Here is a 21,945-nt window from a genome sequence, read left to right as displayed (position 1 = left end):
CGGGCGCAGAAAAGCGCCGATTGGCGCATCGGCAAGGAAATAGGCGACGTTTCAATCTGATGTGCTAGGCTTGGGGAAAGAAATGGAGAATCCCGATGCCGAAAATCGCCAAAAACGCCAGTGTTCAGACAGTTATCACCACGTTTGAAATGACGCCCGGCACCTGTCAGGACCTTTTGGAAGCGCTGACCGACGCCTATTCCGAGTTCATCTCGAAGCAGCCCGGCTTTGTTTCTGCGGGGCTTCATGTGAATGATGCGCAAACCCGGATTGCCAACTATTCGCAATGGCAACGTCGCGAGGATTTCCTGGCCATGCTGCGGACCCCCGAGATGCGCGACCGCAACCGCAAGATCAACGAGCTGTGCAAGAGCTTTGAGCCGGTCATGTATGACGTTGCAGAGACATTTGGCTCTACCTGACCTGAATCAAAGCCTGCGGTGCATGTCTGTTTCAAAGTAAGTCTGCAAAACGGAGGCGCATGCTATGTATCACAACATTCTCGTTCCGATCTCTTTCGATGCCGAAAGAGATACGTCCGGGCCGTTGAAACTGGCCCGGGTTCTGGCCACGCCGGACGCGCAGGTCACATTGCTGCATGTGGTTGAGCATATTCCGAATTATGCAATCTCGTACATGCCGGCGGAATATCTGTCCGAGGCCCGAAAGGCGATTCAGTCAGAGCTTGATACGCTGGCGTCGCAATTGCCGAATGCCACGGGCGTGGTGGTCGAAGGGCACTCCGGCCGGACCATTCTGGATTGGGCCGAGGCGCATCACCCGGACCTGATCATCGTGGCCTCGCACCGGCCGGGGATGCAGGATCTGCTGCTGGGGTCAACCGCGTCCCATATCGTACGCCACGCCCCTTGCGCGGTACATGTGGTCCGGTAACGGTCGGACATCACCGGCAGTAAGCAAAATTGTGCCTGTGCGGGCGGTGGTTTTGGGCCGGGCCAGATTTTTTGAACCCGGTGGAACTGAGTTGCCTCGGCTTTGCCACATATTGCCCTTATGGGTCGGGGCATGTTGTTCAAGAAACCCTCGCAGGAAGCACCTGATCTGAACCCGCGCTCGGCCAGACGACACCAGCGCGCCGAGGCGGCGCGGCGGCAGGCGCTGTCCCCGCTGCGAGTCCTGATCATGGTTCTGCTGCTGCCGCTGACGACCGTGCTGATTGCCACGGGCGTCTTTCTGCGCACCTCGGGCTATGAGCGGGACGAGGCGGTGATCCACCTGATCGCGCTGGCGGGGTGTGATGCGACACAGGCCATGGGGATCGGTCCGTTCCGCGCTGGGCAGCCGGGCTATCATGAGCGCAACGACCCGGATGGTGACGGGGTGGCCTGCGGGTATGCCGAGCTGGAGCTGCCACGCGCGACCACCGTGCAGGCGCAGGACCAGCCAAAGCCGCGCGAACGGTCGGTGGGAAGCGCCAAGTTCGTGCGCCCCTGATTTTCGGGGGGCGGGAAGGGGCTAGCCTTTCATCGCCTGTAGCAATTCCAACAACCCTTTGCGATCGTCGTCACTGGCATAATCGCCGGTGGCCAGCCGTTCGGCGATACGCAGGCGCAGGCGTTCCTGTTGAGTGCGGACCTCTTCCCCGGCGGTTTCGGCCAGCGTCTTCATGATCACGGCCACGGCCTGTTGGCGCTTGGTGGTGGGGTTGGCGATATAATCGACAAGGCTCTGCTGGCCGGAATCGAGGATGTTTTCGGCCAGTTCGCGCAGTTGGTCGCCATTGGGCAGCAGCGGGGCGGGTGCATCCTCGGGCGGCAGGATTTCCGGCAGGTTGCGCGGAACCTCGGCCAGAGCGTTCGCGCCATCAACAAAGGCTTCGGTGATCATCCGCGTGATCTTGATCGCGCGCGGGTCCTTGAACAGGGCCGAGGCGATGGCCACGCCGTAATCGGTATAGACCCACGGATTGACCCGCCGCCCGCCGCGGCCTTTGGGTTTTGAAATCACATTCTGTGATTGCAAATCAGCGACCTCGGCATCGGTCAGCTGAAAGCGGTAGCCCTCGAACAGGTCGGTGTTGCGCGACACCGCCTGATTGAAGGCACTGACGGATTTTCCGTAGAACTGCGCCAGATCCTCGGCCAGCACCACACGGGTGCCGCGCACCCTGTGAATGGCGCTTTGCACCTCATGCGCGCTGGGCAGGTTTTTCGGGTTCGTCATGGCAGCCGTTTGGAATCACAATTTGTGATTTCAAACGTGGAGGAGGGTGGGGCGGGGTGCAAGTTTGAAATGCCGGGGTTTGCCGCGTCCCTGATCGGATGGTGGGCGTGTTCATTGGGGTATCTTGCGCAGATAGGCAAAGCGATAAGCGAGCGCGACGCCGCCTGCGCCGCCGACAATATTGCCGATCGTGACCCAGAACAGGTTGCCCATGGCCGCGCCAAAACCGAGGTCGGCACCGGCAAGCGCGCCCTGCGGCAGCAGGTACATATTGGCGACCGAATGTTCGAGCCCCAAGAGGACAAACGCCGCTATGGGCCAGAGTACCGCCATGATCTTGCCCGCCGCTGTTCTGGCCGCGAAGCTCAGCCAGACGGCAAGGCAGACCAACGCGTTGCACAGAACGCCGCGGGCAAACGCCTGGGTGGCAGAGAGGTCGGCCTTGCCATTTGCGATTGCTGATGCGGTGGCCCCCATGGGCCCGTCCAGCAAACCGGTTGCAGCGACGGCCAGAGCCAGCGCGATAGACCCGACCAAATTCCCAAGGTACACGAGCCCCCAGTTGCGCAGCAGGGCGCGCGGCGAGATTTTCCGATCCACCGCCGCGATGGTCATCAGGGCGTTACCGGTGAACAGCTCGGCCCCGCCGACGATCACAAGGATCAGGCCCAGCGAGAACACGACGCCACCCAGAAAGCGGGCCGGTCCAAACCCCGGGTCAACGCCGGTCATGACCATGGTGAAGGCGGCCCCGCCGAAACCGATGAACACACCCGCGAGTATCGCCAGAGTCAGCGTCTGACCGACCGTGAGATGTGCCTTGGCAACACCAGCGGTTTCAACCAGCTCGGCGATCTGGGCTGGTTTGTAGGCGTCAATTCCGGTTGGGTTCTGTGTTTGCATGGGACCCACTTTGCCGACGCATTCGTGGTGCGGCATTGATTGGGATCAAGCATCCATCGGTGCAAAAACAACCGCACTGGGGGCGAGGCTGCAACCCTGAAGGGACAGCCACCCGGATGCAGTGCGGTGTATGGTTGAAAATCGGCGCAAATCGCCGGTATCAATGCGAGATTTCGGACTGCCGTGCTAGAGTACGCGCGGCGGGGCCGTTCCGGCCGTGTTACATGGCAATTTTGCCAGACGACGGAGGAAAGTGATGTTTGCACGAATTACCCAATACAAAATGAAGCCCGGTACGCGCGAGGCGGCGACGGCGAAGATGAATGAATTGAAATCCGACATCATGGGTATGCCCGGCATGCACAGCTTTACCAACGTGATGAACGAGGATGGTTCAGGCTATGTGATCTCGGTGGTCGAAAGCGAGGCGACCTCGAACGCAAACGCACCCAAAGTGGCCGAGTTGTGGGGCCATTTCGCCGAATTCATGGAAGGCCCACCGACGCCGGTTGGGTACGACGTGATTGCCCATTGGGATAAGGGGTAGCGGTTAGGGCGGGGATAGACCCGCCCTTTCTTTTATTTGGAGAGAACAGCGATTTGGACCTCATGTGGTCTGGCCAGGGTGTTCGGGTTCGTCATGGCAACCGCTTGGAAACACAATTTGTGAATTCAAACGTGGAGCAGTGCGCGCTGGGCTGCAAGGGTGGAGTGTGGGATGTGACTTACCTACTCAGGCAAACGCTCATAACTCTTTCCCTAGTATCACCGCCGTAACGGGTGTTGGACGGCAGTGCGATCCAGTCTCTGTGCCGATAACTCCAAAGAAACGGCCAATTCTCGCTGTTACACGCGACGCCATGTGGGGACTGGTAACCGTCGGAGCGTTCTCGAATGGACTTGAACAAAGACGAACGTTCTATGATGCGTAACTCGGATGCTTTCGCGTATCTTTTCATTTGCCATTGCACTTGCAGGCTTTGCAACGCGACCGGACCTATCACTGTAAGCATTGCGCCAACAATAATAGTCGGTATTTTTGCCTTGCCCGGCATGATCGCAGCGGCTGCGGCCACCAAAAACAGTAAAATCAACGCCGCAAAGAAAAAAACAAAAAGTCTCGCGGTTAAAGCATCTCCCAGTAAAAATAGGATTGAGGCGGGCCATACAGCGAGCGCCAGCATTCGTAAGCCGCTAAAGCTCGAATCTACTCCAAGTCCCCAGATGATCATCAAAAGGAGCACGAACCATAGCATTGATATACTTCTGCCGGGCGACGCTTCGCGCCATCCTGCGAGCACACTTACCCATACCCAAACCATTGCTAGGAGTGAAATTGTTCCGAGCAGTCCAACTACAATAAGAAGCGTGATCAAAAAACTTTCCTAAACCGATTGTCTAAGAAGATAGATTTCCTGCTTTGAGGCAAATTGCAACCGTCAGTTGCGTTTTAACCTACCTCTTCCGCCGCTTAACATTCCCACCCCTTTGCCCCGGCCGTCCAGCCGTAGACCGCCCACGCGATTTCACGGCATCTTCCGAGGCTTTCTCGACCGCCCATTGGCGGGCCATGGGGTCGTCGGCGATGGCCAGATCGACCGCTTCCAGGCGTTTGATTTCATCGCGGATGTTAGCGGCCTCTTCGAATTCCAGGTTCTCGGCGGCTTTGCGCATCTGGTCGCGCAGCCCGTTCAGGTGCGCCTCGAGATTGGCACCGTGCATCGGTTTGTCGATGGTGGCGGTGACGCGGTTCATGTCCACGTCGCCCTCATAAAGCCCGGCCAGAACATCCTCGACATTCTTTTTCACGGTCGCGGGCGTGATGCCGTGTTCCTCGTTATAGGCCATCTGCTTGGCGCGGCGGCGGTCGGTTTCGGCCAGCGCGCGTTCCATCGAACCGGTGATCTTGTCGGCATACATGATCACCCGGCCATCGGCGTTGCGCGCGGCGCGGCCGATGGTCTGGACCAGCGAGGTCTCGGACCGCAGAAAGCCTTCCTTGTCGGCGTCCAGAATGGCGACCAGCCCACATTCGGGAATGTCGAGCCCTTCACGCAGCAGGTTGATGCCGACCAGCACGTCGAACGCGCCCAGACGCAGGTCGCGCAAAATCTCGATCCGTTCCAGCGTGTCGATATCGGAATGCATGTAGCGCACCTTGATACCCTGTTCGTGCAGGTATTCGGTCAGATCCTCGGCCATGCGTTTGGTCAGCGTCGTGACCAATGTGCGATAGCCATCGGCGGCGACCTTGCGCACCTCGTCCAGCAGGTCGTCGACCTGCATCGACACGGGGCGGATTTCGACCTGCGGGTCCAGCAGGCCGGTGGGGCGGATCACCTGTTCGGTGAAGACGCCGCCGGTCTGGTCCAGCTCCCACGCGGCGGGGGTGGCCGAGACGAAGACGGATTGCGGGCGCATGGCATCCCATTCCTCGAACTTCAGGGGCCGGTTGTCCATGCAGGACGGCAGGCGGAACCCGTGTTCGGCCAGCGTGAACTTGCGCCGGTAGTCGCCCCGGTACATGCCGCCGATCTGCGGCACGCTGACATGGGATTCGTCGGCAAAGACAATGGCGTTGTCGGGGATGAATTCGAACAGGGTCGGGGGCGGCTCGCCCGGCGCGCGGCCGGTCAGATAGCGCGAATAGTTCTCGATCCCGTTGCAGACGCCGGTGGCCTCGAGCATTTCCAGATCGAAATTGGTGCGCTGTTCCAGCCGCTGCGCCTCGAGCAGTTTGCCTTCGCCGACCAGCTGGTCGAGGCGCGTCCGCAGTTCTTTTTTGATCCCGATGATGGCCTGCTGCATCGTCGGTTTCGGCGTCACGTAGTGGGAGTTCGCATAGACCCGGATATGGTCCATCGTGTCGGTTTTTTCGCCGGTCAACGGGTCGAATTCGGTGACCTGTTCCAGTTCCTCGCCGAAGAAGGACAGTTTCCAGGCGCGGTCTTCGAGGTGGGCGGGCCAGATTTCCAAACTGTCGCCCCGCACCCGGAACGAGCCGCGCTGAAACCCCTGATCGTTACGGCGGTATTGCTGGGCCACCAGATCGGCCATCACCTGCCGCTGGTCGTATTCGTGACCGACCTTCAGATCCTGCGTCATCGCCCCGTAGGTTTCGACCGAGCCGATACCGTAGATGCAGCTGACCGAGGCGACGATGATCACGTCATCGCGTTCCAGCAACGCCCGCGTGGCCGAGTGGCGCATCCGGTCGATCTGTTCGTTGATCTGGGATTCTTTTTCTATGTAGGTGTCAGAGCGCGGCACATAGGCTTCGGGTTGGTAATAGTCGTAATAGGACACGAAATATTCCACCGAGTTTTCGGGGAAGAAGCCCTTGAATTCACCGTATAGCTGCGCGGCGAGCGTTTTGTTGGGGGCCAGGATGATGGCGGGGCGCTGGGTTTCCTCGATCACCTTGGCCATGGTGAAGGTCTTGCCCGTTCCGGTCGCGCCCAGCAGCACCTGATCGCGTTCCCCGTCCAGCACGCCGCCCGCCAATTCCTTGATCGCCGTGGGCTGATCGCCCGCCGGATTGAATTCGGTATGCATCACGAATTGCCTGCCGCCTTCCAGTTTCAGGCGGGCGCGCACGTCTTCGGCGGTCAATTGGGTCTTGTCGGAATGGGCGTATGGCATAGGCAGGCTCCGGGCGTCAGGCCCTTACATTTGTTCTTATTTTGTCCAACTGCAAGGGCCGATCCGAATTCATTGCGCGCAATGCGGTCTGAGACTGTGCGGGGGTGAGATGGTGTAATGTTCTTGCGTTTGTTTGGCGCGATCCTATCCCAGCCTGATGACAGTTTCTGGCATGAGTTCGCGGGCGAGGGCCGCGACAATTGCAATCTTGCCCCCGGGCGCGCTCTGACGCATAAACGGGCTCAGCCAAGTGAGTACGGAGAGGCGACATGCGCGCACGGATTTACCAGCCCGCAAGAAATGCGATGACCTCGGGGATGGCCAAGACCCGCAAATGGGTTCTGGAATACGCCCCGGCCTCGGCGCGCGAGGTTGATCCGCTGATGGGCTGGACGTCGTCCAGCGACACGCAGGCTCAGGTGCGCCTGAAGTTCGACACGAGGGAAGAGGCGCTGGATTATGCCAAGGCCCACGGTATCGATGCTGAGGTCAGCGAGCCGCACAAGCGCAAACCCAATCTGCGTGCGCGGGGCTATGGCGAGAATTTCGCAACCGACCGGCGTGCCCCCTGGACGCACTGAATGATCGAAATCCGAGAGGCTGACCCGACATCGGACGTATTGCGCCCGATTGTCGATGCGCATTTTGCCCATGGTGAAACCGCGGGACCCGCGGAAAGCAACCACACGATGGATGCTGAAGCCTTGGCCGGGCCGGGGGTGCGGTTCTGGGCCATTTTTGACGGACAGCAGCCATTGGGATGCGGTGCGCTGAAAGCGCTGCCCGATGGAACCGCCGAAGTAAAATCAGTGCATATTCTGGCGCAGGCAAGAGGGCGCGGGCTGGCGCGCGTGCTGATGGTGCATCTGGCTGAACAGGCCGGCGCAGAGGGGTGCGAGGCTTTGGTTCTTGAGACCGGGGCGAGCCATCTTCGCGAATATGATGCCGCCCGCAAGCTGTATGAGTCGCTGGGATATTCCTATTGCGGGCCTATCTTTGGATATGTTGATGATCCCAACAGCGCATTCATGCGCTTGCCTCTTGAACCCCGCGGGTAAAAACCGCAAGAAGGGCGCAGCGGTCCCTTAGCTCAACTGGATAGAGCAGCTGACTTCTAATCAGCAGGTTGAGGGTTCGAGTCCTTCAGGGATCGCCATTTGCAAACCAGATCTATACCGGACATGCGCCTGCTTTGGTCGGCGCGTCGTGATTTTGTGGCTGTTTGGTGTGGTATGAGGGGCTGGACGAGGGGGTCATGCCAGCCCCTCTAAGGGGGTCACAGAGTGGTAGTATGTGTTCCTTACGTACAATCTAACGTGATTCACCGTGCGGCGATATTGGGGGATTCCCGTAGGTTGGCATTTGCGCGGAAATATGCGTGTCAGGCAGTGCAATCCTGTTGAGATCAGACCGGGTTTTTGCGCGGTATTCGTGTTGAGGCTGTAGAAGCCGCTGGCAAATCCGGGGGTGATGCAAAAAATATATTGCAACCGGTTGCAAAGAAAATCATTGTTACGCACAACAACAAGATTCGGGAGAGCTGCATGTTGAGGGTCGGATTGCTGGGTGCCGGGCGTATTGGGCGCGTTCATGCGCAGGCCATATCTTCCCATCCGGGGAGCAGGCTGTGTGCGATATCCGATGCGCTGCCCGAGGCGGCGAACAGCCTCGCGGATGAATATGGGGCCGAGGCACGCAGTTCAGAAGAAATTATCGCTGATCCCGAAATTGACGCGGTTCTGATTGCAACGCCGACGGATACGCATTCCGACCTGATCGAGGCGGCCACGGGCGCTGGCAAAGCCGTTCTGTGCGAAAAGCCCGTCGATCTGAGCCTTCAGAGGGCACAGGACTGTCTGAGCGCCGTAGCGGGGCGCGGCAAACCTGTCATGATCGGGTTTAACCGGCGGTTCGATCCTAATTTTGCGGCTTTGAAGGCCGGTTTGGACGCAGGTGAAATCGGCAAGGCCGAACTGTTGTCGATCACGTCATTTGACCCGGCCCCGCCACCGGTCAGCTACGTAAAAGTGTCCGGAGGACTGTTTCGGGACATGATGATCCACGATTTCGACATGGCGAACTTTCTGATGGGGGATGTGCCCCAGACCGTCACAGCGGTGGGATCGTCGCTTGTGGATGCAGAGATCGGCGCAGCAGGCGATGTGGACACGGCCGTGGTCACAATGACTTACGCAGACGGCCGGATTGCGGTCATCAAGAACTCGCGCCGGGCGGCCTATGGGTATGACCAGCGGGTCGAGTTGCTGGGCTCGGAAGGGTTGTTGCAGGCGCATAACATGCTGGAAAACACCGTCGTGAAATCGACGGCAAATGGCGTTGTGGGCGCGAAGCCGACTTATTTCTTTCTGGAACGCTACATGCCGGCCTACCGCGTGGAATGGGCCGCATTTGTTGATGCTGTCGGCGGCGGTTCCGACGTTCCCGTCACGTTGCAGGATGGTGTGGCGGCGCTGGCGATGGCCGAGGCCGCGACCCTGTCAGCGCAGACGGGAATGCCCGTCCGGATGGAGGAAATTTTGAAACCGGTTGCAAAATGACCAAAATTCTTCAAACTAACGACAGCTCGGCCCTGAGCCGCAGCCACTGAGATTCGGCACAGCCGGATGATTGGGGCCGGTACCCCAACAGAAGATCAGACTGAACCAATGGGAGGAAACTGAAATGAAGAAATTCGTTAAAGGTGCACTTGCCGCGGGGGCACTGGCCCTGGCGACGCCTGCTCTTGCGCAGGACATCGTGGTCGTATCGCATGGCCAGGCCAATGACGCATTCTGGAACGTCGTGAAGAACGGTGTTGAGCAGGCTGGCAAGGATGTCGGTGTGAATGTGGAATACCGCGCGCCGGAAACCTTCGACATGGTGGCCATGTCGCAGCTGATCGACGCTGCCGTGAACCAGGAGCCCGATGGCCTGATCGTTTCGATCCCGGATGCGGATGCGCTTGGCCCGTCAATCGAACGCGCCGTTGCCGCAGGCATCCCGGTGATCTCGATCAACTCGGGGTCGGATGTGTCGAAACAGCTGGGTGCGTTGCTGCACGTGGGTCAGGACGAGTTTGACGCCGGGAAAGCTGCGGGCGAACAACTGGCTTCGATGGGGGGCAAAACCGCGATCTGTGTGAACCACGAAGTGGGCAACGTTGCGCTGGACCTGCGTTGTGCAGGTTTCGCGGAAGGCTTTGGCGGCGATGTCGAAGTTCTGCCGACCTCGAACGATCCGTCGGAAATCGAGTCGAAAGTCTCGGCTGCTCTGGCTGCAAATGAAGCCGTCGATACGGTTATGGCGCTGGGTGCAAGCTCGGCCGGAGAGCCGACTGTTGCCGCTGTCAAAGCATCGGGCCGTGACGTGAATGTTGCGTCCTTCGACCTGTCGGCCAACTTCCTGCAATCGATTGCGGATGGCGACGCGGCCTTTGCCATTGATCAGCAGCAGTATCTGCAAGGGTATCTGTCGGTGAACTTCATGGGCCTGCACGCCAAATACGGCCTGATGCCCGGTGGTAATGTTCCTTCGGGTCCGAACCTGATCACTCAGGACAAGGCCGCGCAGGTGATCGAGCTGTCCGCGCAGGGCATCCGCTGATCCATACCGCAACCTGAACAAAACGGGGCGGCGCGTTGGCGCCGTTCCCACCCAAGTGGGAGGAAACGATGAGTGACTCAGCGCAAATCGCCGGGGACGAAAGGGTCAAGAAAGAACCTTTCATGACCAAGCTCATGAAACGGCCCGAACTCGGTGCGATGGCGGGCGTCGTTCTGGTGGTCATCTTCTTTGCCATCACAGCAGACGATTCGATGTTTACCCTGGCCGGGGTCATGAACTTCATGACACCTGCGGCACAGCTGGGCATTCTGGCAATCGGTGCGGCCCTTCTGATGATCGGCGGCGAGTTTGATTTGTCCATCGGTTCAATGGTGGCGTTTGCGGGACTGTTTTTCGGCGTCTGTGTGGTGACATGGCAGTTGCCACTGATCATTGCGATCCCCATGACATTTGTATTCGCGGCATTCGTCGGGGCAGTAAACGGAAATATCGTCATAAGATCCGGCCTGCCGTCCTTTATCGTGACGCTGGCTTTCCTGTTCATTCTGCGCGGTCTGTCGTTGGTTGGCCTCAAGGCGGCGACCGGAGGATCGACCCAGTTGCGCGGTGTGCGTGACGTGGTTGAAAACGACTGGCTGGCGCCGTTCTTTTCGGGAGAAGCCTTTGGCAGCCTGTTTGCCTGGCTGGCGGCCAACGGCATGATTGACACCTTCAAAAGCGGAGCACCCAAGGTGCCCGGCGTACCGGTCGAAATCCTGTGGTTCATCGTGCTGGCATTGGCAGCCACCTACGTGTTGCTGCGGACCCCTGCCGGAAACTGGATTTTCGCGGCGGGCGGTGACAGCACTGCGGCATCGAATTCAGGTGTTCCCGTGAGCAAGATCAAGGTGTCCCTGTTCATGCTGACCGCCTGCTGTGCTGCACTTGTTGCCATCATTACGGTGATCGACGCGGGCTCGACCGACGCGCGGCGCGGTTTCCAGAAAGAATTCGAGGCGATCATCGCCGCCGTGATCGGAGGTTGCCTGCTGACGGGCGGATATGGCTCGGCCATCGGGGCGTTCTTTGGGTCGATCATCTTTGGCATGGTTGTCATCGGACTGACCTATACGGATTTCGATCAGGACTGGTTCCAGGTGTTCCTGGGCGCGATGCTGCTGATTGCCGTTCTGTTCAACAACGCGATCCGCAAACGCGTAACCGGGGAGCGCTGATATGACCGAAGATACCAAGTTCCACCACGGCGATGCGGCGGGCGATCAGGCCCCCATCGTGGAAATGAAGGATATCGAGAAGCACTTTGGCAACATCATCGCATTGGCGGGCGTCAGTTTTGACGTCAAACCGGGTGAATGCCACTGTTTGCTGGGCGATAACGGCGCGGGTAAGTCGACCTTCATCAAGACCATGTCCGGGGTACATAAACCCACCAAGGGCGAGATCTTTTTCGAGGGCAGGCCACTGCATTTCGACACCCCTCGGGATGCGATGGAGGCAGGCATCGCGACCGTGTTCCAGGATCTGGCGATGATCCCGCTGATGAGCGTCACGCGCAACTTTTTCATGGGGCGCGAGCCGACCAAGGGTAAGGGTCTGCTGAAGCGGTTCGATGTTGAACACGCAAATGAGGTCTGCATGGAAGAGATGCGCAAGATGGGCATCAACCTGCGTGGACCGGATCAGGCCGTTGGCACCCTGTCTGGGGGGGAACGGCAGACCGTCGCCATTGCCCGCGCCGTGTATTTCGGTGCCAAGATTCTGATCTTGGACGAACCGACCTCGGCCCTTGGTGTGCGCCAGACCTCGAACGTTCTGGCCACCATCGACAAGGTGCGAAGTCAGGGCGTCGGCGTGGTTTTCATCAGCCACAACGTGCGTCACGCGTTGGCAGTGGGCGACAGGTTCACCGTTTTGAACCGGGGCAAGACGCTGGGCACAGCAACGCGTGGCGAGATCACGCCAGAGCAGTTGCAGGACCTGATGGCAGGCGGTCAGGAAATGGCCGAGCTTGAGGGATCGCTGGGCGGCACGGTTTAAAGTACAGAATTTGGATGTCCCAATGGGGCATCCATCGAGCGGTGGCACGTGACGCCACTCTGTTTTCAGGCTTTGATACAAAAGCTGGCACCTTCGCAAATGAGAAAACCCGCAGGCCGCCAAAGGCGGAGCTGAGTTGAAAGGGATCATGATGAGCAAGACAGTCCGACTGACCGCGGCGCAAGCTCTGGTGCGCTATCTGGGCGCGCAGATGAACGAGGCCGGAGAGCCCTTTATCGCAGGTGTCTGGGCGATTTTCGGCCATGGCAATGTGGCTGGTTTGGGCGAGGCGCTGCACGGTGTGAAAGACAGCCTGCCCACCTATCGCGGTCATAACGAACAAACGATGGCACATTGTGCGATTGCCTATGCCAAGCAGTTGGGGCGCAGGCGGGCGATGGCGGTCACTTCGTCCATCGGGCCGGGGGCCACCAACATGGTTACCGCTGCTGCGCTGGCCCATGTGAACCGCCTGCCGGTTTTGTTGCTGCCCGGTGACGTGTTCGCCACGCGTGGACCCGACCCGGTTTTGCAGCAACCCGAAGTGTTCTCGGACGGAACTATTAGTGCGAATGACTGTTTCAGACCGGTCAGCCGCTATTTCGACCGCATCACCCGGCCGGAGCACCTGTTGACGGCGCTGCCGCGTGCCTTCCGCACCATGACGGACCCGGCGGATTGCGGTCCGGTGACGCTGGCCTTTTGTCAGGACGTGCAGGCCGAGGCTTATGACTATCCCGTTAGCTTTTTTGAGCCGCGCGTCTGGTATCAGCGCCGCATTCGTCCGGATGAAGGTGAATTGGCACGGGCCGTGGCCGCAATCAAGGCAGCCAGGCGCCCTGTGATCGTGGCCGGGGGTGGCGTACATTATTCGGACGCGACCGCCGCGTTGCAGCGCTTTGCCGAGGCGCACAACGTGCCGGTGGCCGAGACGCAGGCGGGAAAATCCGCGCTGGCCTGGGATCACCCCCTGAACCTTGGTCCGATTGGCGTCACAGGCGGTGAGCCTGCCAATGATATCTGCGCCGAGGCTGATCTGGTGCTGGGCGTCGGCACCCGCTTTCAGGATTTCACCACCGGGTCCTGGGGATTGTTCGAAAACCCCGAGCGGGAGTTGATCAGCCTGAACACCGCCGCCTATGACGCGGCAAAGCACGGCGCGATGCCGCTGCAGGCTGACGCCCGCGTTGGGCTGGGTGACCTGAGCGGTGCGTTGGGCGGTTACCGCGCGCCTGATATGCCCGCGACGCTGAAGTCGGAATGGTTTGCCAAGGTCGATGCGTTGACCGACGCGCCCGCGGACAGCAATGCACTTCCCACGGATATGCAGGTGATTGGTGCCGTGCAGCGGGCGGCCAATGAAAACACCGTTGCCATGTGTGCCGCAGGCACGATGCCGGGTGAGCTGCACAAGCTGTGGAAGGCACCGCGCCCCGGTGCTTATCATATGGAATATGGCTTCAGCTGCATGGGGTATGAGATCGCCGGTGCCATGGGCATCAAGATGGCCCAGCCCGACCGCGACGTGATCTGCTTTACCGGCGACGGCACTTACATGATGGCGAATTCCGAAATGGCGACGGCGGCGATGATGGGGATTTCGTTCACCGTTGTGGTCACCGACAATCGCGGCTTTGGCTGCATCAACCGTTTGCAGATGGGAACCGGCGGGGCCGAGTTTAACAACCTGCTGGATCACGCAATCGGCGGTGAAAATTCGGTGATCGACTTTGCCAAACATGCCGAAGCAATGGGGGCGACGGCGGTCAAGGTCAGCTCGATCGCCGAGCTTGAGGAGGCACTGGCCAAACGTGGCGAGGTCAAAGGCCCCTATGTGGTGGTGATCGACACCGACCCGTACCCATCGACCGAATATGGCGGAACGTGGTGGGAAGTGGCGGTGCCCGAGGTCAGCATCCGCCCGGAAGTAAACGAAAAACGTGCGGCCTATGAGGTCGCCATCAAGGAAAGAAACACGAAATGAGCGTGAAGATCGGTATCTCTCCGATTGCCTGGCAGAATGACGATTTGCCGGACCTGACCGCAGCCTACACGATGGAGCAGGCGCTTAAAGAAGCGCGCGAGATCGGCTATACCGGTGTCGAGCGTGGCCAGCGGATGCCCGGCGACACCGAAGGGTTGCGCGCCTATCTGGATGCCAGTGACATCGCGCTGTGCGGCGGCTGGTGCTCGGGTAGTACTCTGGTCAATGACCTGGACGCCGAAATCGCCATCGTGCGTGAACAGGTCGAACAGTTTGTTGCGCTGAACAGCCCCTGCATCGTTTACGCCGAGTGTTCAAATACCGTTCAGGGGCAGATCGGAACGCCGGTCAATGACCGCCCGAAGCTGTCCAAAGACGATGTGTTGGCCTATGCGGGCAAACTGACCGAGCTTGCCAAATGGATGGCAGATCAGGGTATGCCGATGGCCTATCACCATCACATGGGCACGATCATCGAAAGCGAAGAGGATGTGAACTGGTTGATGGAGGGTTCCGGCCCCGAATTGAGCTTGTGCTTCGATACGGGCCATCTGCTGTTTGGTGGCGGCGACGTGATGGCCACACTGAACCGTTGGGGCGACCGTGTGCACCATGTCCACTTCAAGGATATCCGCCCGGACATCGTGCGGGACACGCGCGAGAACAATCGCAGCTTTCTGGATGCGGTGATCGCCGGCGCGTTCACCGTGCCGGGTGATGGGTGCATCGACTTTCAGGCCGTAGCCAACGCGTTGAAAGCAATGGATTACAGCGGCTGGATCGTGGTCGAGGCCGAGCAGGACCCCGCCAAGGCGCCGCCCTATGAGTACTCCAAATTGGGCTATGACCACATCGTCGAGGTTTGCGGCAAGGCAGGGTTGGAGATCACCGTTTAATCACCGCCCCTCGGGGCAACACCGAAGCCATGAAAGAGGAGTTTGTCATGGTACATCAAGAACTTGGATACGTCGGCTATTTTGACCGGGAATCCTGCGATCTGGATGAGTTCAAGGTGTTGACCTCGCAAAACCTGACAACCGGTGCGGTGCCTCATGCCGCATCGGTGCAAAAGAACGTTCCGATCTATGATATGCACGCCCTGCGCCCGGCGCTGGAGAATGCGGATCAAAGAAAAGCACTGCTGGCAGAATGGGCAGGCGTGTTGGACAAATCTGCGGGTGTGATCGTTCTAAAAGGCGCATTTGCGGATACGTCCGTGATCGACCGGGCGACCGCTGTGTTCCATCAGATCATCGAGGAAGAACGTCAGGGCGGGGCCGGGGAAGGTGACCACTTCGCGGCCTCGGGCGCGAATGACCGGATATGGAACGCATTGCAGAAACAGTGCTTGCGCGATCCCGAGGGCTTTGCGCTCTATTTCGGGAATGTGGCCATTGCAGCGGCTTGCGAGGCGTGGCTGGGGCCGAACTATCAAATGACCGCGCAAATCAATCAGGTGCGCCCCGGCGGCAAGGCACAGCAGGCGCATCGGGATTATCATCTGGGCTTTCAAACCGCCGACAGCGCCGCCCGGTATCCGGCCCATGCCCATCTGGTGACGGCTTCGCTGACCTTGCAGGGGGCGGTTGCGCATTGCGATATGCCCGTGGAAAGCGGCCCAACCAAACTGCTGCCGTTTTCGCAGCTTTATGCGCCGGGATATCTCGCCTTCCATGACGCGGCACACCGGGCGTTTTTCGAAGAGAACTACATTCAGTTGCCCCTTGAAAAGGGGGATGCGGTGTTCTTCAACCCGGCGCTGTTTCACGCTGCCGGGGAAAACAGCAGTGCGGATATTCAGCGGATGGCGAACCTGTTGCAGGTCTCGTCTGCCTTCGGTCGTGCGATGGAGATGGTTGACCGGCAGTCCATGTCGCAGGCGGTGTTTCCGTCGCTGGCCGCCCTGAAACAACGGGGGGCGCTGAGTGCGCCAGAGCTGATTGCGGCGATTGCCGCAACGGCTGAGGGCTATCCGTTCCCGACCAATCTGGACACCGACCCGCCGATTGGTGGCAATGCGCCCGAAAGCCAGGCTGACATATTGCACCGGGCCGTATCGGAAGGGTGGGCCGAGGCCCGACTGTCCGAGGCGCTTTCGGCCCTGCAAACACGGCAAGCGGCCTGAGGGCGATACAGGCGGGCCGTTTAGGCCCGCCCAATAAGGAGAACAAGAATGGCAGACCTGCTGAAGAAGCCTATTGGAACCCGTGGCAAGGTACATGACATCACCCCGGACAGTGCCGGATGGCGATATGTGGGTTTTGGGCTGTATCATCTGCAAGCGGACGACAGGGCGGCCGAGGCGACAGGAGACCGCGAGATCATTCTGGTGATGGTCGAAGGCAAGGCACGGATCACCGGGGCCGGTCAGGACTGGGGTGTATTGGGCGACCGGATGAACGTGTTCGAAAAGACACCGCCGCATAGCCTGTATCTGCCCAACGGAACCGAGTGGGAGGCTGTGGCGGAAACCGACTGCGTTGTGGCGGTGTGCTCGGCCCCGGGTAAGGGCGGCCACAAAGCGCGCCGGATCGGGCCGGATGGCATCACGCTGACCGAACGCGGCAAGGGTGTGAATACGCGGTATATCAACAATATCGCGATGGAGAACGAGGATTATGCCGACAGTCTGCTGGTGACTGAGGTCTTTACGCCCAATGGGCACTGGTCCTCTTACCCCAGTCATCGACATGATGAGGACGATTTTCCCCGCATCACCTATCTGGAAGAGACGTATTACCACCGCCTCAACCCGGCCAACGGGTTCGGAATTCAGCGGGTTTATACCGATGATGGCCAGTTGGATGAGACGATGGCTGTCTCCGATGGCGATGTTGTGATCGTTCCGCGTGGCCATCACCCTTGCGGCGCGCCCTATGGGTTTGAGATGTATTATCTGAACGTCATGGCGGGCCCGCTGCGCAAATGGCGGTTTGCCCTGGCCCCCGAGGTCGAATGGATCATGGAGCGTGACGGATGAGCCAAGACTTCGCCAATTACCCTAGCCTTGCGGGCAAAACGGTTATCATCACCGGCGGGGCCGGGGGAATTGGTGCGGAAACCGTTCGCGCCTTTGCCGCGCAAGGGGCGAAGGTCGGGTTTCTGGATATCAATGCGGATGCGGGCCATGCTCTGCTGGCGGACTTGGACGGTGAACACGCCTTTGCGCAATGTGACCTGCGCGATATCGAAGGGACGCGGGCTGCGCTGGAGCAACTGGTCGAGGAGCTGGGCGAGGCGGATGTGCTGGTCAACAACGCCGCCCAGGATGACCGCCACGACTGGCGCGAGGTGACGCCGGACTATTGGGATGAGCGGATGGCGACCAATATCCGCCATATGTTCTTTGCCATTCAGGCTGTGGCCCCGGGTATGATCGCCAAGGGCGCAGGTTCGATCGTCAACATAGGATCGAATTCCTGGTGGGAGGCCGGGGCAGGTTTTCCGGCCTATGCCACCGCCAAATCGGCGGTGCATGGCCTGACCCGCACCATGGCGCGCGAATTGGGCGATCACCGCATTCGTGTGAACACGGTGGTGCCGGGCTGGATCATGACCGAGCGCCAGAAAGACCTGTGGGTCACGCCCGAGGCGCTGGCCAAACAGGTGGACCGTCAATGCCTGCCCGATCCGATAGAGCCTGTCTATGTCGCGCGCATGGTTCTGTTTCTGGCCTCGGACGACGCCGCCATGTGCAGCGCGGGCAACTTCATGGTCGAGGGCGGCTCGATCTGAAGGAGAAAGCGCGCGTTAGCGTTGCGGGGGTGCACCAAAGGCACGGATGACCATGCGCGCGGCGGCTTCGACCGGATCATGGGTTTCTTTCAGGATGGTCACGCGGTCAAACCGTTCGGGATCGCGATTGACAGCGTCTCGCAGGGCACTGCCGAAGGCCATGCGCAGCTCGGTCCCGATGTTGAATTTGCAGATTGAGGTTTCGCGGGACAGCTTCATGCGCTGATCTACCGGCACGCCCGACCCGCCATGAATGACCAGAGGCACTGTGGTCAAGGCGTCGATCTCGGCGATGCGGGCTTCGTCCAGACCGCCTTCCTTGTTTTGTTGCAGGTGGACGTTGCCGACCGATATCGCCATCGCATCCACACCGCTTTCACGTGCGAACTGGGCCGCTTCTGTCGGGTCGGTGCCGTTCGATCCTTCACCGCCCGAGTACCCGACAAAACCAATCTCGCCTTCGCAGGAAATCCCTGCCGCATGGGCCATCTCGGCAATTGCGGCAGTTTCATCGATGTTTTGCTGCAAGGGCTTGCGCGATCCGTCGAACATCAGGGACGTAAAACCGCTGTCGAGCGCGATCTTGCAGTCTTCGAACGTATAGCCGTGGTCCAGATGCGCCACGACGGGTACCGAGGCGTTTTCGGCCAGATACCGGAACATCTTGCCCAGGACCGGCAGCGGAGTGTGGTCGCGGCAGCTGGGTCCGGCTTGCAGGATCACGGGCGCATTCTCGGCCTCGGCCGCGGCCACATAGGCGCGCATATCTTCCCAGCCGAGTGTGACCAGCCCGCCCACGGCATAGCCCTTTTCATAAGCGGGTTGCAGGACGTCTTTCAGCGTGACGAGGGTCATTTGAATTTCGCAATCATGTCTTTGATGCCGGGAATGGTCTCGATCTGATAGGCATGTGTGGGCTGGAAATACTGCACCAGAGAACGCTGGGTCAGGCCGCCGAGGATGGTGAAATAATACATCTCGTACCCCGGCAAAACGCAGCAGGGGTGATAACCCTTGTCGATGCAAACGGTCGATCCATCCACGATGTGATAGGCGTCGCCCGGCTGGTTATCTTCGCGCTGAAGCATCTGTAGACCCGAGCCCCAGTTGGGCTTGAACCGGAAGTTATAGGTCTCGTCGTGACGGGTCTCGTCCGGCAGGCGGTTGGTGTCGTGCTTGTGGCTGGGAAAGCCCGACCAGCCGCCCTGACCGACGGTGAACAGCTCACTCACCAATAGGCGGCCAACCTTGTCGTGTTGCTTTTGGCCAAGGATGTGTTTGATTTTGCGGTGGGTTTTGGTGTCGTCGCTGCCATATTGCACAAGGTCGTGTTCGCGCACATCGAACGGGTCCAGCACCTTGTCGTATTTCGCACCGGCAATGAACACCTCGGTCGCGTCAGAAACGCAGACCATCTGTACCTTTGCGCCGACGGGCACATAGACGCCCTCGGGCTCGCCATCCCAGACATCTTCGCCCCGGTTGCCCAGACTGGGGAAGGAAACGCCTTCGACATCCACATCGACGCTGCCGGTTGCAGGGACGATGCAGGTCTCGTAGCCCGGCACCTGGTATTCGAACGCCTCGCCTTTTTTCAGTTTGACGATGTTGAAATAGTTCAGCGGAACGGTCGGATCACCGGCGTCAACGATGGGCTTGTTCTGATTGTCATAGGGCGCGATATGCATGGGATACTCCTATGTGGTCGGGCCTGGATGAGAGGCGAGGAACGCGTTCAGTTCGGGGGTCGTCGGCATGGCGGGGGCGCAGCCGGGTTTGGAAACGACAATGGATGCGCAGGCGGAACCGCGCATCACCGAGTCTTTCAGCGAGTGCCCCGCCGCGATCGAAGCCAGAAGCCCTGCCATGAAACTGTCACCAGCCCCGACTGGCTTGATGGCGTCCACTGGGTAGATCCCGGTTCTGATTTCCTGCCCATCCGCCAGCGTCACGGCGCCTTTTTCGCCCATCTTGTAAATGACAACCCGGCCCGGTTTCCTGGCGAGGTCCTGTGCCTTGGCAAAGCCCTTTTCCAGACCTCCGGCCATGAACCCGAACTCTTCATCATTGCCGACAATCAGGTCACAGGCTTCGCCCGCACGGGACAGAACGTCAGCGGCAATTTCTGGCGACGGCCAGCTGTAGGGACGGTAATCAACATCGAATATGATCGGAAGACCAGCTTTGCGCGCGTTTTCAAACCCTCGGAACGTGGCGCTGCGCGAGGGTTCGGATGCAAAGACGGTGCCGGCCGAGATCAGGGCCGAGAAGGATGAGTAATCAACCCTGTCCACATCCGCGTCAGTAACCTGAAAATCGACCGCACCGTTGCGGTAGATGACATTCTGGAAATTCTCGGTCCGGCTTTCATACAGGGCCAGAGAGGTGCGGTACTCGCCCCCCAACACGCGGATATAAGCGGTGTCTACCCCGTAATGCTGCAACCGGTTGAGGCAGAATCGACCAATTGCATCGTCCGAGATGGAGGTGATCAAGGATGCCTGACTGCCCAGCTTGACCAGACCGGCACAGATATTCGCGGACGAGCCGCCAAGATCTGCATGGAACGTATCGGCCTCTTCGCTTTTGACACCGACCGGGTCTGCGTAAAGGTCCATACCCGCACGCCCCAGAACGGCAAAGCTGTTTCCTTTGATACCCTCCATCAAAGCGCTCACGTCATGTCCTCCGGCAAAGTGGGGTGGGCAAAGTTTGGACCTTGCGTTGAATCGATTCACACGATACTGATTTTGCAACCGGTTGCAAACACAATGTGCGAGGCCAAGGCAGATGCCTGAAATCGGAGTGGGAATCGTGGGTGGCGGTTATATGGGCAAGGCCCATTCCGTTGCCATGTCGGCCGTCGGTGCGGTGTTCAACACGGCGTTGCGCCCCCGGCTTGAGGTCATCTGCGCGTCGAGCCCGGACAGTGCCGAACGCTACCGGGCGGCCTATGGGTTTCAGAGGGCGACCGATGACTGGTGCATGTTGGTTGAAGACCCCAGGGTCGAGGCAATCGTTATCGCCTCGCCTCAGTCAACACATCGTCAGATTGCCGAAGCAGCTTTTGCCTTGGGTAAACCGGTCTTGTGCGAGAAACCATTGGGTGCATCGCTTGAAGACAGTCGGGCGATGGTTGCCGCGGCAGAGGCTTCGGGGGCGGTGAACATGGTGGGGTTCAACTATATCCGCACACCCGCCAGCCAATATGCCCGCCAGTTGATTGCCGATGGCGCGATTGGTGACATCACGTGGTTCCGGGGCGAGCATACCGAGGATTTCTATGCAGATCCGCAGGCCCCGGCCACCTGGCGCACAACCGGTAGGGCCAATGGCACAATCGGCGATCTTGCCCCGCATATGGTCAACGGCGCATTGGCGCTGATCGGGCCCATTGCGCAGGTGATGGCCGATGTTGAGACCGTTCACAAAACCCGCCCCGGTGGTGAGGTAACAAATGACGACCATGCCCAGATGATGTGTCGGTTTGAAAACGGGGTGATGGGAAACCTGTATTTCAGCCGCGTCGCGACGGGTCGGAAAATGGGCTATGCCTATGAAATCTCGGGCACAAAAGGCGCGCTCCGGTTCGATCAGGAGGACCAGAACGCGCTGTGGCTGTACAAGCGCGAAGGGCCCGAAGCCGCGCGCGGGTTCACCAAGATCCTGACCGGCCCCGCGCACCCGGATTATGAGCCCTTCTGTCAGGGTCCGGGTCATGGAACCGGCTATCAGGACCAGATCATCATCGAGGCCAAGGACTTTCTACAGGCCATCCACACCGGCGAGGCGATCTGGCCCACGTTCCGCGACGGGCATGAGGTCAACCGCGTGCTGGCCGCTGCGCTGGCCTCGTCCGATCAGCGGCAGTGGCAGGACATCAGCGATTTCTGATC

General features: G+C 59.6%; 23 protein-coding genes and 1 tRNA gene. 17 read left to right on the top strand and 7 right to left on the bottom strand.

The window, feature by feature from the left end; all coding sequences use genetic code 11:
- Positions 1–95: 95 nt before the first annotated feature.
- The 3 genes from ACR0M9_RS07965 to ACR0M9_RS07955 all read left to right on the top strand — a co-directional run bounded on the left by ACR0M9_RS07965 (position 96) and on the right by ACR0M9_RS07955 (position 1,455).
- Positions 96–422: an antibiotic biosynthesis monooxygenase family protein gene (locus ACR0M9_RS07965; protein ID WP_209507893.1), complete on the top strand. Its 327-nt coding sequence runs from the start codon at positions 96–98 to the stop codon at positions 420–422.
- 64 nt (positions 423–486) lie between these two features.
- Positions 487–894 (top strand): universal stress protein, encoded by a 408-nt coding sequence (locus tag ACR0M9_RS07960; RefSeq protein ID WP_209507891.1) that lies wholly within the window; start codon positions 487–489, stop codon positions 892–894.
- Between the two features lie 132 nt (positions 895–1,026).
- Positions 1,027–1,455: an excalibur calcium-binding domain-containing protein gene (locus ACR0M9_RS07955; RefSeq protein ID WP_480773286.1), complete on the top strand. Its 429-nt coding sequence runs from the start codon at positions 1,027–1,029 to the stop codon at positions 1,453–1,455.
- A 21-nt stretch (positions 1,456–1,476) separates the two neighbouring features.
- Here ACR0M9_RS07955 and ACR0M9_RS07950 read toward each other — a convergent pair whose 3' ends face one another.
- Together ACR0M9_RS07950 and ACR0M9_RS07945 are read right to left on the bottom strand one after the other, a co-directional pair.
- Complete coding sequence (locus ACR0M9_RS07950; protein ID WP_480773285.1) at positions 1,477–2,184, bottom strand: ORF6N domain-containing protein; 708 nt, start codon at positions 2,182–2,184, stop codon at positions 1,477–1,479.
- 111 nt (positions 2,185–2,295) lie between these two features.
- On the bottom strand, positions 2,296–3,087 hold the full coding sequence (locus ACR0M9_RS07945) for a formate/nitrite transporter family protein (RefSeq protein WP_480773284.1): 792 nt from the start codon (positions 3,085–3,087) through the stop codon (positions 2,296–2,298).
- A gap of 256 nt (positions 3,088–3,343) precedes the next feature.
- Between ACR0M9_RS07945 and ACR0M9_RS07940 the strand changes: the two genes are divergently transcribed.
- Positions 3,344–3,634 carry an antibiotic biosynthesis monooxygenase family protein gene (locus ACR0M9_RS07940; protein ID WP_209507883.1) on the top strand — a complete coding sequence of 97 codons (291 nt, stop codon included), beginning with the start codon at positions 3,344–3,346 and terminating at the stop codon, positions 3,632–3,634.
- 178 nt (positions 3,635–3,812) lie between these two features.
- Here the strand turns inward: ACR0M9_RS07940 and ACR0M9_RS07935 are convergent, their stop codons facing one another.
- Both ACR0M9_RS07935 and uvrB read right to left on the bottom strand, forming a co-directional pair.
- Positions 3,813–4,463, bottom strand: a complete 651-nt coding sequence (locus tag ACR0M9_RS07935; RefSeq protein WP_480773283.1) for a hypothetical protein — start codon at positions 4,461–4,463, stop codon at positions 3,813–3,815.
- A 79-nt stretch (positions 4,464–4,542) separates the two neighbouring features.
- Positions 4,543–6,729: an excinuclease ABC subunit UvrB gene (uvrB, locus tag ACR0M9_RS07930; RefSeq protein WP_480773282.1), complete on the bottom strand. Its 2,187-nt coding sequence runs from the start codon at positions 6,727–6,729 to the stop codon at positions 4,543–4,545.
- A 269-nt stretch (positions 6,730–6,998) separates the two neighbouring features.
- On the opposite strand from uvrB, the gene ACR0M9_RS07925 reads away from it, so the two are divergent.
- From ACR0M9_RS07925 to ACR0M9_RS07870, 12 genes are all read left to right on the top strand, one after another.
- Complete coding sequence (locus ACR0M9_RS07925) at positions 6,999–7,310, top strand: ETC complex I subunit (RefSeq protein ID WP_480518575.1); 312 nt, start codon at positions 6,999–7,001, stop codon at positions 7,308–7,310.
- Positions 7,311–7,787 carry a GNAT family N-acetyltransferase gene (locus ACR0M9_RS07920; protein WP_267366437.1) on the top strand — a complete coding sequence of 159 codons (477 nt, stop codon included), beginning with the start codon at positions 7,311–7,313 and terminating at the stop codon, positions 7,785–7,787.
- A 21-nt stretch (positions 7,788–7,808) separates the two neighbouring features.
- Positions 7,809–7,885, top strand: a tRNA-Arg gene (locus ACR0M9_RS07915).
- A gap of 388 nt (positions 7,886–8,273) precedes the next feature.
- A complete protein-coding gene (iolG, locus tag ACR0M9_RS07910; protein WP_480773281.1) occupies positions 8,274–9,287 on the top strand; it encodes an inositol 2-dehydrogenase in 1,014 nt (337 codons plus the stop codon).
- A gap of 124 nt (positions 9,288–9,411) precedes the next feature.
- Positions 9,412–10,332, top strand: coding sequence for a sugar ABC transporter substrate-binding protein (locus ACR0M9_RS07905; RefSeq protein ID WP_480625471.1), 921 nt, complete (start codon positions 9,412–9,414; stop codon positions 10,330–10,332).
- A gap of 68 nt (positions 10,333–10,400) precedes the next feature.
- Positions 10,401–11,507, top strand: coding sequence for an ABC transporter permease (locus ACR0M9_RS07900; RefSeq protein ID WP_267364099.1), 1,107 nt, complete (start codon positions 10,401–10,403; stop codon positions 11,505–11,507).
- A 1-nt stretch (position 11,508) separates the two neighbouring features.
- The gene (locus tag ACR0M9_RS07895; RefSeq protein ID WP_267364097.1) at positions 11,509–12,330 is read left to right on the top strand and encodes an ATP-binding cassette domain-containing protein; all 822 of its coding nucleotides are present in this window, start codon (positions 11,509–11,511) and stop codon (positions 12,328–12,330) included.
- 151 nt (positions 12,331–12,481) lie between these two features.
- A complete protein-coding gene (gene iolD, locus ACR0M9_RS07890; protein ID WP_480773280.1) occupies positions 12,482–14,314 on the top strand; it encodes a 3D-(3,5/4)-trihydroxycyclohexane-1,2-dione acylhydrolase (decyclizing) in 1,833 nt (610 codons plus the stop codon).
- Positions 14,311–15,210, top strand: coding sequence for a myo-inosose-2 dehydratase (gene iolE, locus ACR0M9_RS07885; protein ID WP_480773279.1), 900 nt, complete (start codon positions 14,311–14,313; stop codon positions 15,208–15,210). The genes iolD and iolE overlap by 4 nt, the downstream gene beginning before the upstream one ends.
- A gap of 47 nt (positions 15,211–15,257) precedes the next feature.
- Positions 15,258–16,439, top strand: coding sequence for a phytanoyl-CoA dioxygenase family protein (locus ACR0M9_RS07880; protein ID WP_480483299.1), 1,182 nt, complete (start codon positions 15,258–15,260; stop codon positions 16,437–16,439).
- Positions 16,440–16,487: 48 nt separating this feature from the next.
- Entirely contained in the window at positions 16,488–17,294 is an 807-nt protein-coding gene (gene iolB, locus ACR0M9_RS07875) for a 5-deoxy-glucuronate isomerase (protein ID WP_480773278.1), read from the top strand.
- Positions 17,291–18,049, top strand: coding sequence for an SDR family NAD(P)-dependent oxidoreductase (locus tag ACR0M9_RS07870; protein WP_480483303.1), 759 nt, complete (start codon positions 17,291–17,293; stop codon positions 18,047–18,049). The genes iolB and ACR0M9_RS07870 overlap by 4 nt, the downstream gene beginning before the upstream one ends.
- A gap of 15 nt (positions 18,050–18,064) precedes the next feature.
- Here the strand turns inward: ACR0M9_RS07870 and ACR0M9_RS07865 are convergent, their stop codons facing one another.
- From ACR0M9_RS07865 to iolC, 3 genes are read right to left on the bottom strand one after another with little or no spacing between them, the layout of a single operon-like run.
- A complete protein-coding gene (locus tag ACR0M9_RS07865) occupies positions 18,065–18,904 on the bottom strand; it encodes a class II fructose-bisphosphate aldolase (RefSeq protein WP_480486759.1) in 840 nt (279 codons plus the stop codon).
- A complete protein-coding gene (locus tag ACR0M9_RS07860; protein WP_480773277.1) occupies positions 18,901–19,737 on the bottom strand; it encodes a 5-deoxy-glucuronate isomerase in 837 nt (278 codons plus the stop codon). Before ACR0M9_RS07860 ends, ACR0M9_RS07865 begins: the two co-directional genes overlap by 4 nt.
- Positions 19,738–19,746: 9 nt before the next feature.
- Positions 19,747–20,715: a 5-dehydro-2-deoxygluconokinase gene (gene iolC, locus ACR0M9_RS07855; RefSeq protein ID WP_480773395.1), complete on the bottom strand. Its 969-nt coding sequence runs from the start codon at positions 20,713–20,715 to the stop codon at positions 19,747–19,749.
- 124 nt (positions 20,716–20,839) lie between these two features.
- On the opposite strand from iolC, the gene ACR0M9_RS07850 reads away from it, so the two are divergent.
- Positions 20,840–21,943, top strand: coding sequence for a Gfo/Idh/MocA family protein (locus tag ACR0M9_RS07850; RefSeq protein WP_480773276.1), 1,104 nt, complete (start codon positions 20,840–20,842; stop codon positions 21,941–21,943).
- Positions 21,944–21,945: the final 2 nt, after the last annotated feature.

This window comes from Ruegeria sp. CH2 (genome assembly GCF_056537065.1).
This window is presented reverse-complemented; position numbering and strand designations above follow the sequence as displayed.

Coding starts and splice junctions, on each gene's coding strand:
- ACR0M9_RS07965 (WP_209507893.1), top strand. CDS start 96: ATGCCGAAAATCGCCAAAAACGCCAGTGTTCAGACAGTTATCACCACG.
- ACR0M9_RS07960 (WP_209507891.1), top strand. CDS start 487: ATGTATCACAACATTCTCGTTCCGATCTCTTTCGATGCCGAAAGAGAT.
- ACR0M9_RS07955 (WP_480773286.1), top strand. CDS start 1,027: ATGTTGTTCAAGAAACCCTCGCAGGAAGCACCTGATCTGAACCCGCGC.
- ACR0M9_RS07950 (WP_480773285.1), bottom strand. CDS start 2,184: ATGACGAACCCGAAAAACCTGCCCAGCGCGCATGAGGTGCAAAGCGCC.
- ACR0M9_RS07945 (WP_480773284.1), bottom strand. CDS start 3,087: ATGCAAACACAGAACCCAACCGGAATTGACGCCTACAAACCAGCCCAG.
- ACR0M9_RS07940 (WP_209507883.1), top strand. CDS start 3,344: ATGTTTGCACGAATTACCCAATACAAAATGAAGCCCGGTACGCGCGAG.
- uvrB (WP_480773282.1), bottom strand. CDS start 6,729: ATGCCATACGCCCATTCCGACAAGACCCAATTGACCGCCGAAGACGTG.
- ACR0M9_RS07925 (WP_480518575.1), top strand. CDS start 6,999: ATGCGCGCACGGATTTACCAGCCCGCAAGAAATGCGATGACCTCGGGG.
- ACR0M9_RS07920 (WP_267366437.1), top strand. CDS start 7,311: ATGATCGAAATCCGAGAGGCTGACCCGACATCGGACGTATTGCGCCCG.
- iolG (WP_480773281.1), top strand. CDS start 8,274: ATGTTGAGGGTCGGATTGCTGGGTGCCGGGCGTATTGGGCGCGTTCAT.
- ACR0M9_RS07905 (WP_480625471.1), top strand. CDS start 9,412: ATGAAGAAATTCGTTAAAGGTGCACTTGCCGCGGGGGCACTGGCCCTG.
- ACR0M9_RS07900 (WP_267364099.1), top strand. CDS start 10,401: ATGAGTGACTCAGCGCAAATCGCCGGGGACGAAAGGGTCAAGAAAGAA.
- ACR0M9_RS07895 (WP_267364097.1), top strand. CDS start 11,509: ATGACCGAAGATACCAAGTTCCACCACGGCGATGCGGCGGGCGATCAG.
- iolD (WP_480773280.1), top strand. CDS start 12,482: ATGAGCAAGACAGTCCGACTGACCGCGGCGCAAGCTCTGGTGCGCTAT.
- iolE (WP_480773279.1), top strand. CDS start 14,311: ATGAGCGTGAAGATCGGTATCTCTCCGATTGCCTGGCAGAATGACGAT.
- ACR0M9_RS07880 (WP_480483299.1), top strand. CDS start 15,258: ATGGTACATCAAGAACTTGGATACGTCGGCTATTTTGACCGGGAATCC.
- iolB (WP_480773278.1), top strand. CDS start 16,488: ATGGCAGACCTGCTGAAGAAGCCTATTGGAACCCGTGGCAAGGTACAT.
- ACR0M9_RS07870 (WP_480483303.1), top strand. CDS start 17,291: ATGAGCCAAGACTTCGCCAATTACCCTAGCCTTGCGGGCAAAACGGTT.
- ACR0M9_RS07865 (WP_480486759.1), bottom strand. CDS start 18,904: ATGACCCTCGTCACGCTGAAAGACGTCCTGCAACCCGCTTATGAAAAG.
- ACR0M9_RS07860 (WP_480773277.1), bottom strand. CDS start 19,737: ATGCATATCGCGCCCTATGACAATCAGAACAAGCCCATCGTTGACGCC.
- iolC (WP_480773395.1), bottom strand. CDS start 20,715: ATGGAGGGTATCAAAGGAAACAGCTTTGCCGTTCTGGGGCGTGCGGGT.
- ACR0M9_RS07850 (WP_480773276.1), top strand. CDS start 20,840: ATGCCTGAAATCGGAGTGGGAATCGTGGGTGGCGGTTATATGGGCAAG.